Source organism: Mesorhizobium sp. B1-1-6 (assembly GCF_006443035.1).
GTDB lineage: Bacteria > Pseudomonadota > Alphaproteobacteria > Rhizobiales > Rhizobiaceae > Mesorhizobium.
The window spans coordinates 1-12,720 of sequence record NZ_VFWR01000003.1 but is presented as its reverse complement, the minus strand read 5'-3'; the positions used below and the strand labels follow the sequence as shown (position 1 = coordinate 12,720).

The 12,720-nt window shown below is 63.8% G+C and carries 11 protein-coding genes and 1 pseudogene; 7 read left to right on the top strand and 5 right to left on the bottom strand.

Going from position 1 to position 12,720, the window contains the following annotated elements; genetic code table 11:
- Nucleotides 1-205 precede the first annotated feature (205 nt).
- The 6 genes and pseudogenes from folD to FJ979_RS06730 all read left to right on the top strand — a co-directional run bounded on the left by folD (nt 206) and on the right by FJ979_RS06730 (nt 4,742).
- Nucleotides 206-1,105, top strand: coding sequence for a bifunctional methylenetetrahydrofolate dehydrogenase/methenyltetrahydrofolate cyclohydrolase FolD (folD, locus tag FJ979_RS06755; RefSeq protein WP_140501082.1), 900 nt, complete (start codon nt 206-208; stop codon nt 1,103-1,105).
- Between the two features lie 55 nt (nt 1,106-1,160).
- Entirely contained in the window at nt 1,161-2,123 is a 963-nt protein-coding gene (locus FJ979_RS06750; RefSeq protein ID WP_140501084.1) for a GlxA family transcriptional regulator, read from the top strand.
- 89 nt (nt 2,124-2,212) lie between these two features.
- Nucleotides 2,213-3,892, top strand: a complete 1,680-nt coding sequence (locus tag FJ979_RS06745) for a VWA domain-containing protein (RefSeq protein ID WP_140513380.1) — start codon at nt 2,213-2,215, stop codon at nt 3,890-3,892.
- Nucleotides 3,893-3,932: 40 nt separating this feature from the next.
- Nucleotides 3,933-4,308: pseudogene (locus tag FJ979_RS32890) on the top strand (hypothetical protein); the annotation flags it as partial.
- On the top strand, nt 4,220-4,495 hold the full coding sequence (locus FJ979_RS06735; RefSeq protein ID WP_140501088.1) for a BrnT family toxin: 276 nt from the start codon (nt 4,220-4,222) through the stop codon (nt 4,493-4,495). The pseudogene FJ979_RS32890 and the gene FJ979_RS06735, both read left to right, overlap by 89 nt.
- A complete protein-coding gene (locus tag FJ979_RS06730; RefSeq protein ID WP_140558570.1) occupies nt 4,464-4,742 on the top strand; it encodes a helix-turn-helix domain-containing protein in 279 nt (92 codons plus the stop codon). Before FJ979_RS06735 ends, FJ979_RS06730 begins: the two co-directional genes overlap by 32 nt.
- 354 nt (nt 4,743-5,096) lie before the next feature.
- Here the strand turns inward: FJ979_RS06730 and edd are convergent, their stop codons facing one another.
- The 3 genes from edd to zwf all read right to left on the bottom strand — a co-directional run bounded on the left by edd (nt 5,097) and on the right by zwf (nt 9,183).
- On the bottom strand, nt 5,097-6,941 hold the full coding sequence (gene edd / locus FJ979_RS06725) for a phosphogluconate dehydratase (protein ID WP_140525577.1): 1,845 nt from the start codon (nt 6,939-6,941) through the stop codon (nt 5,097-5,099).
- Between the two features lie 71 nt (nt 6,942-7,012).
- The gene (pgl, locus tag FJ979_RS06720) at nt 7,013-7,729 is read right to left on the bottom strand and encodes a 6-phosphogluconolactonase (protein ID WP_140501094.1); all 717 of its coding nucleotides are present in this window, start codon (nt 7,727-7,729) and stop codon (nt 7,013-7,015) included.
- On the bottom strand, nt 7,711-9,183 hold the full coding sequence (gene zwf / locus FJ979_RS06715) for a glucose-6-phosphate dehydrogenase (protein ID WP_140501096.1): 1,473 nt from the start codon (nt 9,181-9,183) through the stop codon (nt 7,711-7,713). The genes pgl and zwf overlap by 19 nt, the downstream gene beginning before the upstream one ends.
- Before the next feature lie 313 nt (nt 9,184-9,496).
- On the opposite strand from zwf, the gene FJ979_RS06710 reads away from it, so the two are divergent.
- The gene (locus FJ979_RS06710) at nt 9,497-10,243 is read left to right on the top strand and encodes an SDR family oxidoreductase (protein WP_140580326.1); all 747 of its coding nucleotides are present in this window, start codon (nt 9,497-9,499) and stop codon (nt 10,241-10,243) included.
- Between the two features lie 67 nt (nt 10,244-10,310).
- Here FJ979_RS06710 and FJ979_RS06705 read toward each other — a convergent pair whose 3' ends face one another.
- On the bottom strand, nt 10,311-11,159 hold the full coding sequence (locus FJ979_RS06705; RefSeq protein ID WP_224656002.1) for an SH3 domain-containing protein: 849 nt from the start codon (nt 11,157-11,159) through the stop codon (nt 10,311-10,313).
- Nucleotides 11,160-11,382: 223 nt separating this feature from the next.
- On the bottom strand, nt 11,383-12,669 hold the full coding sequence (locus tag FJ979_RS06700; protein ID WP_140580325.1) for an FAD-binding oxidoreductase: 1,287 nt from the start codon (nt 12,667-12,669) through the stop codon (nt 11,383-11,385).
- Between the last annotated feature and the right edge of the window lie 51 nt (nt 12,670-12,720).

Genomic DNA, 12,720 nt, shown 5'->3' with positions numbered 1-12,720 from the left:
GCCGGTTTCGCGTAAACGGCATCGGACGGCGCTTTGACGGGATTGCGTGTTCGAATTTTCGTCAAAATGCCGCGCGGTGTCTTGCCGGAGACGCAGCCCGGCTGGCCGGGTCATGCAGGCTTCGGCACACGATTGAGAAAAGGATCCAAAGCGCCGCATTTTCAGACGCGGCCGGTTTGGCGGAACGTATCGAGGGGTGATTCATATGGCCGAAGTGATTGACGGCAAAAGCGTTGCCGAAGACGTGGTGCGGACGGTGAAGACCTTGACCGCGGAGCTTGTCGCCAAGGGCAAGATCCAGCCCGGCCTCGCCGTGGTTATCGTCGGCGAGGATCCGGCGAGCCAGGTCTACGTCGCCTCCAAATCCCGCACCGCCAAGGAATGCGGCTTTCATTCGGTCCAGCACACGCTGCCGGCGGACACCTCCCAGGAGGCGCTGCTCAAGATCATCGCCGACCTCAACGCCGATCCCGCCATCAACGGCATCCTGGTGCAGCTTCCGCTTCCCGCCCACATCGACGCCGGCAAGGTCATCCAGGCGATCGCGCCGCAGAAGGATGTCGACGGCTTCCATTTCATCAATGTCGGCAAGCTCGGCACCGGCGAACTCGACACCGCTTTCGTTCCCTGCACGCCCGCCGGCTCGATGCTCCTGATCGAGCGCGTGCGCGGCAAGGATCTGTCGGGCCTCAATGCCGTCGTCGTCGGCCGTTCCAACATCGTCGGCAAGCCGATGGCCAATCTCCTGCTCGCCGCCAATTGCACCGTCACCATCGCGCACAGCCGCACGAAGGATCTGCCGGGGCTGGCCCGCACCGCCGACATTCTCGTCGCCGCCGTTGGCCGGCCGGAGATGATCAGGGGCGATTGGGTGAAGCCCGGCGCAACCGTCATCGACGTCGGCATCAATCGCATCCCGGCCCCGGAGAAGGGGGAGGGCAAATCCCGCCTCGTCGGCGACGTCGCCTATGCCGAAGCGGCGAAGGCCGCCGGCGCCATCACGCCCGTGCCCGGCGGCGTCGGGCCGATGACCATTGCCATGCTGATGGCCAATACGTTAGCCTCCGCCTACCTTGCGGCCGGGTTGAAACGGCCCTCCTTCTGACCACCAGAAAGCAGCAGCTTTGCCGAACCCAACTATTCCCTTGGAACGGCCGGTCATGAATGATCCCGTTCAAGGCGGCCGGCAATTCGCATTCCTGCTGGTCGACAAGTTCTCCATGTTCTCGCTGGCCGCCGCGATCGACACGTTCCGTTCGGCGAACCGGCTGCTCGGCCGCGATTTCTACGGCTGGACGACGGTATCGGCCGATGGCGATCCGGTGATGGCGTCCAACGGCTTGCCGCTCAAGATCGACTATGCGGTTGCCGACCTTCCGCCGGTCGACATCCTCTTCGTCTCGGTCGGGCTGACCACGGAGTTTCCCGGCAAGAGCAAGGTTCTGGCGGCGCTGCGCAGCTGGGGCCGGCGCGGCAATGCGCTCGGCGCGCTGTCGGTCGGATCCTATTTGCTGGCCGAGGCCGGCCAGCTCGACGGCTATCGCTGCACCATCCATTGGGAGAACCGCGCCGGCTTCGTCGAGCGCTTTCCCGACATCAACTGCACTGGCAACGTCTTCGAGATCGACCGCAAGCGCTACACCTGCGCCGGCGGCACCACCTCGATCGACCTGATGCTGGAGATCGTGCGCGGCGACTTCGGCTCGAACCTCGCCAATGGCGTCGCCAACCAGTTCCAGCACGAGCGCATCCGCTCGGCCGGCGACCGCCAGCGCGTCGGGCCGGAGCGCGATCTCACCGGCAAGTCGGAGAAGCTCAGGCGCATCGTCGAGCTGATGGCCGACCATCTCGACGAGCCGCTCTCGGCGGTGCAGCTCGCCAAATCGGCCGGCCTTTCGGTGCGTCAGGTGGAGCGTTTGTTCCTGCGCCACCTCAACGTCACGCCCGGCCGCTACTACATGCGGCTGCGGTTGGAGCGGGCGCGCGAATTGTTGCGCCAGACCAACATGCCGATCCTCGATGTGGCGATCGCCACCGGCTTCACCTCGCATTCCTATTTTGCCCAGAGCTACCGGCTGCAGTTTGGCCGCCCGCCTTCCGAAGAGCGCCGCACCACCTACTAAGCCGCGGACAAGCCGCGTCCGGGCTTGTGTCCCAGGGTGGGCTCAAATAGCTTCAGCCGGCGGACGGGGCGGCTACTCAGGAGATTTTGATGGCGGGACTTGCACGGAGCGTCGCTGCGGCGTTTCTCCTTTTGTCGATGACGACATTCGGCTTTGCCGCAAACAAGCTCATCATCATCCTCGACGCTTCAGGGTCGATGTGGGCGCAGATCGACGGCAGGCCCAAGCTGGAAATCGCCCGTGAGTCGCTGAGAAGCGTGCTGCAATCGGTTCCCGCCGACGATGAACTCGGTTTCATGGCCTATGGCCATCGCAAGAAAGGCAGTTGCGAGGACATCCAGCTGATCGTACCGCCGCAGGCCGGCTCGGCGAGCGCGATTTCGGCCGCGGCCGACAGCATGAAATTCCTCGGCAAGACGCCGCTGACATCAGCCGTCAAGCAGGCGGCCGAAGCGCTGAAATACACCGAGGACAAGGCGACCGTCATTCTCATCACCGACGGGCTCGAGACCTGTGGCGGCGATCCTTGCGCGCTTGGCAAGGAACTCGAATCGTCCGGCGTCGATTTCACAGCCGACGTTGTCGGCTTTGGCCTTACGGCCGACGAAGGCAAGCAGATCGCTTGCCTCGCCGACAACACCGGCGGCAAGTACATCCAGGCGTCCGACGAGAAGGCGCTGCGGCAAGCTTTGGTCGAAACCGTCGCCGCACCGGCGCCGTCGCCGCCCCCCGCGCCGGCGCCGGCAACCGAACCGGCGCCAGCGCCAGCGCCTGCGCCGGAGCCTGCAAGGCCTGCTTTCAATTTCCAGCCGACCGTGGTGATGGCCGAAGGCGGCGAGCCGATCACCGACGGCAATGCCTGGGAGATTTACAAAGCCAACCCCGACGGCTCGCGCGGCGAGTCCGTCACCACCGAATATGGCAGCTATAGCGGCAAACTCGATCCCGGCGACTATATCGTCGTCGCGCGCGACGACGAAGCCAAGGTCGAGCAGAAGGTCAAGATCGAGGCCGGCCAGGTCCAAAAACCGCTCTTTATCCTGAACGCCGGCACATTGATCATTCACCCGCATGCCAGCCAGGGTGCCGAGATCAGCAGCGAAGCCCGCGTCGATTTCGCCTATCCCGGTGGCAGCACCACCCATTACGGCGACACCCAGGCCATCGTGCCGGCGGGCGAACAGAAGGTGACGGTGCAGATCGGTGCCGGCACGGTGACGGAAACAATCCAGCTCGCCGCCGGGCAGACCGTAGAAAAGGACGTCGTGGTCGGCGTCGGCCAGGCCATGCTCAATGCCTACTATACGTCTGGCGGCGAGAAGGCCGACAATTCGGCCATCGGCTTTGAGATCGTCAAGGCGAAGAAGAAGATCGACGGCAGCCGCGACAGCGTCGAGCACTCCTATGGGGCCGACAGCAAGTTCTGGCTGCCGCCCGACGACTATGTGGCGGTGACAACGCTCGATCTCGCCGTCGTCGAGCAGCCTTTCAGCATCAAGCCCGGCGACAGCCAGGACGTGAAGGTCGTGCTCGATGCGGGCGTGCTCGCAATATCGGCGCCCGGCGCTTATTCGATTGAGGTGTTTTCGTCGAAAAAGGACATCGATGGCAAGCGCAAATCGCTCGGCTTCAACTACGGCGACAACTGGCAGCAGACGATCCCCGCCGGCGATTATGTCGTCGTCCGGCATATGTCGGATGAGGGTCATGACAAGGAGATGCCGGTGACAGTCAAGGCTGGCGAACGGGCCGAGATCACGGTTCAGTAGGGTTTGGTTGTCAGCAACAGAAGGGGCGGCCCACGAGCCGGCCTACCAGGCCGGTCTCGATTGGCGAACCGTCAAGTCAATCAACGACACCTACGACATTCCGGCCGTGCTGAAAGCTCGACCATGGCCGAGATGCGATGAATGTGCTGCCCGAAATCGCCGGCGCTTTAGCCGGCCGAGCGAAGGTTTACCCAGCGGCTCCAGTTACCATACCGAGCGGTTTAAGCGCCTTTCCTCTGTGGGTTTGTCGCGCTCCTAAAACCCTCGACATTTCACGAGTGAAAAGGGATTTGCGATCTATACGGAAATCCCGTATGATTGTAGCCCATGACGCAGGACAGGTTCGACTCTGCCAAGGATGCGGCGAATCGCGAAAAGCACAAATTACCGCTGGCCTTTGGCGATCGGATTTTTGAGGACGACAACCATCTCATTATCCCCTCCATCCGAGAGATCGACGGCGAGGAACGGTTCAAGGTGGTCGGCATCGTCGGGGAGAAGCTGTTCACCGGCGTCTTCGTCTGGCGGGGTGAACAGCCCCGCTTCATCTCAGTGAGAAGGAGCAACAAGGGTGAAGAACGAGCATATCTCGCTACCTGCTGACCCGGCTGACGCCGATGACTTCGACGTGACGGCTGGGGCGATGGACCGGGGCCAGCGCGCCCGCCTGATCCGCAAGACGAGGACCGGGCTTGGCCTGTCGCAGTCCGAGTTCGCCAGCCGCTTCCGGGTTCCGGTCGGCACGCTACGCGATTGGGAGCAGGCGCGGGCAACCGCGCCGGATTTCGCTATCGCCTATGTGCGCGTGATCGGTCAGCATCCGGACATGGTGGCGAAGGTCGTCGCATAGCTGGCGTTGCCGAGGAGCTTCGGCTTGCATGTCGTAGGTTTCGGCAGCTTCGCGAATTTGCCCATATGGCGAGCTGGCAAAAAATCGCGATTTTGTGGTGATTCGGAGGAATCATGAACAGCGAGCGTACGCCGCCAGCGGAGAGCAGTTGCATTCCAGAAGCACAGTGGGACGAGTTATCTACGGAAAGCCTTGCGCTTTGCCCTTTCGGCCACGTCCGATTGTCAGAAATCCTAATCTTCGCAACAAAATAACCGACTTTGACGACGATCCCCGCGACAAGCAAGTAATCCACATTTCAGCTACGGCCAAGTAATCCACATTTCAGCTACGGCGGCCAGGAGCCGTCCCTTTTCATTGCAGCGCGAATTCCGCTGCGTCGGTTCCAAACGCGCTGGCCCCATGGTCGGCTCGACCCACCAGCTGCCGGAATCCGGCGAAGAGCTCACGGCCAAAGCCGAACTCATTGCCGATGAGATCGGCTTCCGCCGTCCGACGCAGCGCGAATTCCGCTGCCGGTACCAGCACTTCAAGCGTGCCGGCATCGGCATCCAGCCGGATGATGTCGCCGTCGTGGATCCTGGCGATCGGGCCGTCCTCGACCGCTTCCGGCGTGACATGGATCGCCGCCGGCACCTTGCCGGAGGCGCCGGACATGCGCCCGTCCGTGACCAGTGCGACGCGCTGGCCGCGATCCTGCAGGATGCCGAGCACGGTGGTCAGCTTGTGCAGTTCCGGCATGCCGTTGGCCTTCGGTCCCTGGAAGCGGATGACGGCGATGAAGTCGCCGGTAAGCGTGCCGGCCTTGAAGGCTTCGTTCAGCCCTTGCTGGCTGTCGAACACTTTGGCCGGCGCTTCGATGAGGCGCCGTTCCGGCTTCACCGCGGACGTCTTGATGACGGCATGGCCGAGATTGCCGGCCAGCACTTTGAGGCCGCCCGTCGGCTGAAAGGCTTTCTTGAACGGCGCCAGGACCTTCGCGTCGCCACTCGCGCGCGGGGCGGCTTCGCGCACGACGCTGCCGTCGGCACCGAGCTTTGCCTCGACTGCGTAGGGCCGCAGGCCTTCGCCCCATACCGTCTGCACATCTTCATGCAGCACGCCTTCGTCGAGCAGCTCGCGAATGAGGAAGCCGAGCCCGCCGGCGGCATGGAAATGGTTCACATCCGCAAGCCCGTTGGGATAGACGCGCGCCAGGAGCGGCACCGCTTCCGAGAGGTCGGAAATATCCTGCCAGGTCAGCGCGATCCCAGCGGCTGCGGCCATGGCGATCAGATGAATGGTATGGTTGGTCGAGCCGCCGGTCGCGTGCAGGCCAACCACGCCGTTGACGATGGAACGCTCGTCGATCATCCGCCCGACCGGCGTATAGGCGTTGCCAAGCGCGGTGATCGCCAGCGCCCGCTTGGTCGCCTCGCGGGTCAAGGCATCTCGCAGCGGCGTGCCCGGATTGACGAAGGAAGCGCCTGGCGTGTGCAGGCCCATGATCTCCATCAACATCTGGTTGGAGTTGGCCGTGCCATAGAAGGTGCATGTCCCCGGTCCATGGTAGGATTTGGACTCGGCCTCCAGCAGTTCGGCGCGGCCTGCCTTGCCCTCGGCATAGAGCTGGCGAACCCTGGCCTTTTCATCGTTGGGCAGGCCTGTCGTCATCGGCCCGGCCGGAATGAACACCGCCGGCAGATGGCCGAAGGTCAGTGCCGCGATCACCAGCCCGGGCACGATCTTGTCGCAGACGCCCAGATAAACGGCGGCGTCGAACATATTGTGCGACAGGCCGATCGCGGCCGCCATGGCGATGACATCGCGCGAGAACAGCGAAAGCTCCATGCCCGGCTGCCCCTGGGTGACACCGTCGCACATCGCCGGCACGCCGCCGGCAACCTGGGCGATGCCGCCGGCCTCCCGCGCCGCTTCCTTGATCAGCGCCGGGAATGTCTCGAAGGGCTGATGCGCCGACAGCATGTCGTTGTAGGAGGTGATGATACCGAGGTTCGGCACCTTGTCGGCACCCAGCGCCACTTTCTCCGAGGGGCTGCACACGGCAAAGCCATGGGCAAGATTGCCGCAGGACAGCACCGCCCGGTTGGCGGTCTGGTTCGATGCGCTGGCGATGCGGCCGAGATAGCGCTCGCGGCCCGGCTTGGAGCGTTGGCGGATGCGCTCCGTGATGGCTTCGATATCGCGTCTTGCGGTCATGGCGTTCGGTCCTTTCAAGCGAGGTCCCGGAAACTCCTCCCGCCGTTTGCCGGGACCAGATAAGTCTAGAGTTAGGGTGCCCAGAAAACCTCTACAGGCCTGGGGGCGGCGTCGAGCACGGCGCGGATCGGCTTTCGCGGACCGGGTGCCACCGCGCCGTCGAAGGCGGTGCGTTTGTCCTCGCCCTCTATGTGCAGCGCCAGGAAGCCGGCATCGACAATGCGCGCCAGCGACAGGGTCAGCCGCGGCTCGCCGGCGCTTGCCGCATGAACCGGCAGCACGATCCTGTGCGAGGACGGGTCGAGCAATTTCGCCAGATCGTCGGCGTCGGGAAAGAATGAGGCGGTATGGCCGTCAGGTCCCATGCCGAGCACGGCGACGTCGAGCGGCCAGGGCAGGGACTGGAGCGCCGCATTGTCCGATGCCGCGGCATCCTCGATGCTGACGGCTTCGTGATAGAGCGGCACGAACCGTGCCGCCGCAGCCGCGTTCTGCAACAGATTGGCGGCCACCAGTCCGGCATTGGAACGCGGCGAGGAGGCCGGCACGAAGCGCTCGTCGATCAGCGTCACCGTTACCTTGTCCCAGGCGATCGGTATTCCCGACAGGGCAGCAAAGAATTTTGCCGGCGTCGTGCCGCCGGAAACGGCCAGTAACGCCGTGCCGCGCGCCGCGATTGCCTTTGCCAGCCGGTCGGCGACGCGGCCGGCCAGCGCAGCCGCCAGTTCCGCGCGGTCGGAAAAGCCATTCCAGTTGTAGCTGGCGCTGTTCAATTGCTCTCGTGCCATGTCCGCCCGTCACGTTCGATCAGCGCTATCGAGGCCGAAGGTCCCCAGGTGCCCGCCGTATAGCCCTGCGCCTCCTGCCTGGCGCTTTCCCAGGCGTTCTGGATCGGGTCGATCCACCTCCACGCGGCCTCGACCTCGTCGCGGCGCATGAACAGCGTCTGGTTGCCGCGCACGACATCCATGATCAGCCGTTCATAAGCGTCGGGCGCGCGGCCGTCGAAGGACTGCGCGAAGCTCATGTCGAGCGAAATCTGCCGCAGCCGCATGCCGCCCGGACCCGGGTCCTTGATCATGATGAATTGCTTGACGCCTTCGTCGGGCTGCAGCCGGATGACCAGCTGGTTGGCGAAGATCGGCCCGGCGCTGTCGCCGCCGAAGATCGAATGCGGGATCGGCTTGAACTCGATGACGATCTCCGAGACCCGGGTTGCCAGCCGCTTGCCGGTCCTGAGGTAGAACGGAACGCCTGCCCAGCGCCAGTTGCCGATCTCGGCCTTGATCGCGACGAAGGTTTCGGTGTTGCTGTCCTTGCCGAGCTCCTCGACATAGCCTTTCACCGGCCCGCCTGCGGAAGCGCCGGCGCGGTATTGTCCACGCACCGTGTGCTTCGGCGCCTCGTTGCCGTTGATGCGCTTGAGCGCGCGCAGCACCTTCAGCTTCTCGTCACGCACGGCGTCGGCGTCCATCGACGATGGCGCTTCCATGGCCACCAGGCAGAGCAGTTGCAGCATATGGTTCTGCACCATGTCGCGCAGCGCGCCGGCCTTGTCGTAATAGGTGACACGGTCTTCCAGGCCGACCGTCTCGGCGACGGTGATCTGCACGTGGTCGATATGGGCGGAATTCCACAGCGGCTCGTAGAGCGCATTGGCAAAACGCAGCGCCATCAGGTTCTGCACCGTTTCCTTGCCGAGATAATGGTCGATGCGGAAGATCTGGCTTTCGTGGAAATCGTCGCCGACCAGATCGTTGAGCGTTTGCGCAGAGGCGAGGTCGCGGCCGATCGGCTTCTCCAGCACGATGCGCGAATTCGGCGTGATCAGGTCGTGTTCTTTCAGCTTGTGCGAGATGTCGCCGAACAGCGCCGGCGCCACCGCCAGATAGAAGGCGCGGATGCAGTCGCTGTCACCGATCGCCTTTTTCAGTCTGTCGAACCCCGCGCCGCTCGTGGCATCGGCCGGGACATAGGAAAGCCGCGCCAGGAAGGTTTTGAGCTCCTTGGGATCGATATCGGCCGCCTTGACGTGGTCGGAAATAGCCTGCTTGGCGAAAGCCCGAAATTCGTCATCACTCATCTTCGAACGCGACGTGCCGATGATGCGGGTTGGCTCGGAAAATTGATGGTCGCGCTGGCGATAGTAGAGCGACGGCAGAAGTTTGCGTTCCGACAGGTCGCCGGTGCCACCGAAAATGATGAAGTCGAAAGGGTCGACGGGGATGATCTGGCTGGTCATGGTCTATCCGCTTTGACGCCGGTCGCGAGTACGCGGCTGATATATTCTAATCGATTTAAATTTTCCAGTGCCATGGTGTCACATCGACGACCGATCGCTACATATTTGTGTCGGTCCAGATGTGCGCTTGACACTGGCACCAAGCGAAGGCTTGTCGGCAAACGACAACTCCGCCAAGCCTTCGCAGTTGCAGCATAGGACGTGAATGTGACGAAAGCTAAGGGAGAATCAGCGCTTTGCCTGTCGTGGCACAGGCCATGATGCCGGCAGCCCACGGTAAAAGCCACGCGATGAACCCAGGGAGCGGAAAAACATGCGTCTGAAGGACAAGGTCGCCATCGTCACCGGGGCCGCTTCGGGTTTCGGCGAGGGCATTGCCCGTCGCTTCGCCGAGGAGGGCGCCAGGATCGTCGTGGCCGACCTCAATGCCAAGGGCGCCGAACGCGTAGCCGGCGAGATCGGCGAGGCGGCGATCTGGACCCAGACCGACGTTTCGCAGCGCTCCGAATTCGACGAGATGGTCAATGCCGCCAAAAGCGCCTTCGGACGTATCGACATCATGGTCAACAATGCCGGGTTCACCCATCGCAATGGCGACATGCTCGAAGTCGACGAGTCGACGTTCGACCTGATCACATCGGTCAACATGAAGGCCATCTATCATGCTGCCCTTGCCGTCGTGCCGATCATGGAGCGGCAAGGCGGCGGCGTCATCCTGACCACGGCCTCCACCGCTGGCCTGCGCCCTCGGCCCGGCCTCACCTGGTACAACGCCTCCAAGGGCTGGGCGATCACCGCCACCAAGTCGATGGCGGTGGAACTCGCGCCGAAGAACATCCGCGTCAACTGCCTGTGTCCGGTGGCCGGTGAGACCGGCATGCTGGAAAAATTCATGGGCGCCGATACACCCGAAATCCGCGAGAAATTCCGCGCCTCGATCCCGCTCGGCCGGCTTTCGACCCCGCTCGACATCGCCAATGCGGCACTGTGGCTGGCATCCGACGAGGCCGCCTTCATTACTGGGGTTGCACTGGAGGTCGACGGCGGGCGCTGCATCTGACGCACACCGTCATCGCTGCGCCAAAGATCGGCTCGGCCGTGCCTGCCTTGATCGTGGCGCTGGTGCGTCAGGCGCCGGTCTTGATGTAGGTTTTGTAGACCCAGCCTGTCTTGCCGTTGTAGACGATCTGGCACCAACGCTTGCAGCTCATCACTTGCACCGAGGTCTTGGCGGGCACCGTGACGATGGCGGCCGCATTCTTCTTCGGGCCGCTACGCATAGTCACGGCCCTGAGGATGCGCCCGGTGCCAGCCGCGGCCGCTTTGCGCGGTTCGGCCTTGCTGTCGTCATCCTGCGCGGCAGATTGCTGCGACGCTACTTGTGGTTGCGCGGCCGGAATGGCGGCGGTCTGCGCGCCATCGGGACTGCTGCCCGCCGCCGGGGCCGGTGCGGCGACCTTGGCGAGCTCGGTGGCGGCGTCGGTGTCGGCAGCGGGTTGCGCGAATGCCGCCGCCGCCGGCTTGTCAGGCCTCTGCCCGGCCTTGCTCGCCGACTGGCCGGAAGCAGCCGGTGCGGTCTTCGATTGGGAGGCGGTCCAGCGCGGGTCGTTCGCCGCGAGCGCCGGAATGGCGGCTTCCGAGACAGCCACGGTCGGCGAGACCTGGTCGGACTTTCGCGCCGCTTGCGGCACCGCCGCCGCGGCCGCCGTGATCCCCGCTGGCGCGATCTTCGTCGTCTTCACCGGAACGGCCGGAATGGCTTGCCCTGGATTGGCAACCGCTTGCCGCTCGTTCGCCGGCAACGCCAACCACAGTGCCACCGCGGCCACGCCGAGCAGCGCGGCCGTGCCGACCGCGGCAATCACCAGATGCGAGTTCGAACGGACTTCCTGCCAGAATGACGGGCGCATGTCGTAGCCGAACTGCATGGCAAAGCGCCGACGTTCCGGAGCACCGAAACTGAAGGGCTCTCTCACTCTTGCCACCTCCATAAGGGGCCGATGTTCTTCGATCAAACACCGCAATGCGTGCGTCGGTCGCACCGGTCCCAAATCAAACAGCGGGCGGGCCCGCAGAAAATCCCCGTCTATATTCGCTAGAGATTGCACTTTTTGCCCGCGATTGTGGCATCAGTGCGCCATTGCTGAAGATTCTGCAACGCTTGGATGTCGCGGCCCCCATGATATTACTCAACAATTGTTAAATCCTGTCGCGCAACGCGAACCAGTTGAGCGCCAGGAAAAGCAGCGGCGCGCGCAAGCGCCGGCCACCGGGGAACGGCGGAATCTTCAAATCCTCGATCAGCTTTAGCCGGTCGCGGTTGCCGGCTACCGTTTCGGCATAGAGCTTGCCGAAGAAGTTCGACAGCATGACGCCGTGGCCGGAATAGCCGCCGGCCGAGATCACATTCGGCATCACTTCCCGCACGAACGGCTTTCTCGGCACCGTGATGCCGACATAGCCGCCCCAGCCATGCGTGATTTCGACGTCCCTCAGTGCGGGATAGAGTTCCGCGATCTGGCGGCGGATATGGATATGGATGTCCTTGGGGTCGTTGACGCCGTAGACCTCGCGTCCGCCGAACAGCAGCCGGCCATCCCTCGACTTGCGGAAGTAGCGCACGACGAAGCGGGAATCATCGACGGCCTCGCCGCCCGGCAGCACGTTCGAATCCGCTCCAAGCGGCACGGTCGCGCCGATGAACGAGCCGATCGGCATGATGTGCGCGGCACTCACCGGTTCGAGCGTGCCGCCATAGGCATTGACCGCGATCAGGCATTTCTGCGCTGTGATCGTCCCCCTGGCTGTCGAAACCTTCACCGTGCCGCCGCTCGAAACAATGCCGGTCGACGGCGTCGCTTCGAACAATCGTGCGCCGGCCTGTGCCGCCGCCCGCGCCGTGCCGATCACCAGTTTCATCGGATGGATATGGCCGGTGCCGGTGTCGCGCGTCCCGCCGAAATAGGCTGTCGAGCCCAGCCGCTGCGCAGTTTCCGTCGCGTCCATGAACGAAATGTGCGGATAGGAGAAGCGGCTGGCCATGATCTCGGCATGCGCCTTGTAGTCGTCGACATAGCGCGGCTTGTGCGCAACCGAGAGCTGGCCCGGCATGTAGTCGATATCGATCTGGTTGGCGGCGGCGAATTCGAGCAGATGCGCCTTCGCCTCCTCGGCGAGGTCGAACAGTGCCTTGGCGCGGGAAAACCCGTACTCGGCCTCCAATTCCTCGGCCCAGGCGCGCTGCCCGGTGCCGAGCTGGCCGCCATTGCGCCCGGAAGCGCCGTCTCCGAAGCGATACGCCTCGATCAAAACCACATTGGTGCCCGCCTTGGCCAGATGCACCGCCGCCGACAAGCCGGTGAAACCGCCCCCGACGATAACGACGTCGCAGCTCCGGTCACCGTCCAGCACCGGATATTCGGGTCGCAGGCCGGCCGTGTCCTCGTACCAGGAACGGCCGGGGGAGATCGGGGATTGGTAGGGCATGATGCTCACGCAGTAGGGCAGTAGGGGAGTAGGGGAGTAGGGGAGTAGGGG